Consider the following 358-nt stretch of genomic DNA (forward strand, 5'->3'; position numbering starts at 1 on the left):
GCGATACGCCAATAAATTTTCCACAGGGACGAAACCACATGGCCGGCGACTACCACCGCGGTGAAATGGACATCCACGAGCAGGTCGCGACCTATGACGCGTTCGGCAAGATGACCAAGTGGGGCTCGCTCGCCGTCGCCGTGCTCGTCACCTTCTTCACCCTGCTGTTCTGCACCCCGGCCGGCTTCGTCGGTGCGGCGATCACCGCCGTGGTGATGACCGCCCTGGGCATTGTGTTCCTTCGGGAAAAAGCTGCCCCGGGCCACTGACACCGGTAGACATCGGCAAGATTTTGCGCCCGACGCGAGGGAATCCCTCGACAAGGGGCAAGAACCTCCCCTAAAGAGCAGCCCAAGCT

Annotated in this window: 1 protein-coding gene; it reads left to right on the top strand. The window is 61.7% G+C overall.

Going from position 1 to position 358, the window contains the following annotated elements:
- Positions 1 to 269, top strand: a 269-nt coding sequence (locus AC1DJR_RS34160) for an aa3-type cytochrome c oxidase subunit IV (protein WP_477004686.1), incomplete at its 5' end; no start/stop codon positions are given.
- Positions 270 to 358 lie beyond the last annotated feature (89 nt).

The organism is Bacillus sp. 05T31, from assembly GCF_056396725.1.